The following is a 1,544-nucleotide window of genomic DNA, read 5'->3' as shown; positions in this document are numbered from 1 at the left end:
ATTTATGAGTTGGTTTTATTTTCCTCTTCATAATATTTATCAAGATATTTATAGGTTTCATCAAGTGTTATACCGAATCGTTCGGATATCTGTTCAATTATCTTAGAATCCTGAATTCCAAATCCTTTTAAAATTGATATCATGGTTAAAATATTCTTGATGCGTTCCTCTTCTCGCCCTTCTTCACGAGCCTCAGCACGTTCTTCCATAATTTTCGCATTCAGTGTCATATACTCAACCCTCCAATCACTTCTTTCGATAGCTTTATCGACTGACTTTTCAATAGCTTTTGTCAGCTCACTTTCTGCGTCTTTTCCCTGCAGGTAATCAAGAAATGCACACATATTATCAGAGAGATTATCTCTGTCACCAGCAGCATTAATAATTACTTTGTATGCATCATCTTTAAGTTTTATCTCGTTATCCTGCAGACATATATTTTCAAATGTATATATCGGTAGGTTTTTACCGCTTTCCTTAAATGGATTCTCTAGGCATATAAATATTATATATGTCTTCTTAAGTTCTCTGTACAGACTTCCCTTCTCAATAAGGTTAAGGTCAATCATTCCTTGATAGTAGCGTGTTCGCTTTGGCAGGTCGGTTGCAAGTGTTGTCTGCATCTCAACATCATATACAGTATTGCTGTCACCGGTGACGTACACATCAAGTCTTATACTCTTTGCAGGAGCAGTTATGTCAAAAGCCTTCTGACTTTCGGCAAGTTCAATTCTGCTGATATTCATGTTAAGTATCAGTTCAAGTACCTCTTTGCATAAATCTAAGTTGGTTGACATTACCTTACAGAACATGAAATCATCTGTAAATGTAAGTTCTGAGTAATCTTTAAATCGTTTAGCCATAATAAAATCTTTTGTCCTTATTTCGTATTTCTATTTTTGCTATATATTATAGTGCTTCTATTTGTACCATACATACTATAGCGTTTCTATTTATAGTTTCTTCTATCTATAGTATAACACATGCAGAAAAATATTCAAACTCATTCTCGAACTTTTGTTTCTGATTTTTTTAACTTAAGGCACTCTAAGCTAAGAGTTATTTAAGCCATAAAAAATAAAGGCACTCCCATCAATTGAGAATGCCTTAAATGTAATTTAATTATTAATTGTAGATGTGATATAAAATTAGGATATCGGTTCCGATTGAATTAGATTAGATATAAGAAATGAATATCAATAATCAATACTCCAACCATCATGGCACAATACATTATAGAAAATAAATAGATGTTTGCTATATAATACAATGCTAATCTGTAAATCATGCATGAAAGAAGAAAGTGTATAGACAGCATACAAATATGTAATGAATTAAAGACTTGATACATCTTTATACACTTTGTAGAAGCAGAATCATACATATAATAATAATATGGTTCAGTTTAGTATGATTCAAAGTTGGGAATAATTCTCGATAATACTATATGTATTATAATATCAAAGATTCCATCTTATATTAAATACAGTAGTATATTCCAGACATCATGCACATTATATTACTATGTTTAGCACAACACTCAT

The 1,544-nt window shown here is 31.4% G+C and carries 1 protein-coding gene; it reads right to left on the bottom strand.

Going from position 1 to position 1,544, the window contains the following annotated elements:
- Positions 1-2 precede the first annotated feature (2 nt).
- Entirely contained in the window at positions 3-863 is an 861-nt protein-coding gene (locus tag KQI85_RS16280) for an Rpn family recombination-promoting nuclease/putative transposase (RefSeq protein ID WP_216577070.1), read from the bottom strand.
- Positions 864-1,544: the final 681 nt, after the last annotated feature.

This window comes from Falcatimonas sp. MSJ-15, from assembly GCF_018918265.1.
Taxonomy (GTDB): domain Bacteria; phylum Bacillota; class Clostridia; order Lachnospirales; family Lachnospiraceae; genus Falcatimonas.
Note: the sequence above shows the minus strand (reverse complement) of the source record. Positions and strands in the feature narration are given on the sequence as shown.

Excerpts from the sequence above, each read along its gene's own strand:
- KQI85_RS16280 (WP_216577070.1), bottom strand. The coding sequence starts at position 863 with ATGGCTAAACGATTTAAAGATTACTCAGAACTTACATTTACAGATGAT.